General features: G+C 54.4%; 1 pseudogene. It reads left to right on the forward strand.

Annotated features, from left to right (window positions below):
- A pseudogene (locus SB725_RS32960) lies at positions 1-248 on the forward strand (IS4 family transposase); the annotation flags it as partial.

The raw sequence follows: 248 nt of genomic DNA on the forward strand, positions 1-248 counted from the left end.
GTTGCAACATTATCTGACGTGGCTCTCCTGAAGCGGCTGCGGAATGCCGCCGACTGGTTTGGCATACTTGCCGCACAAACACTTGCTGTACGCGCCGCAGTTACGGGTTGTACAAGCGGAAAGAGATTGCGTCTTGTCGATGGAACAGCAATCAGTGCGCCCGGGGGCGGCAGCGCTGAATGGCGACTACATATGGGATATGATCCTCATACCTGTCAGTTCACTGATTTTGAGCTAACCGACAGCAG

It is taken from the genome of Pseudomonas sp. SIMBA_041 (assembly GCF_046535095.1).
Taxonomy (GTDB): domain Bacteria; phylum Pseudomonadota; class Gammaproteobacteria; order Pseudomonadales; family Pseudomonadaceae; genus Aquipseudomonas; species Aquipseudomonas mucoides.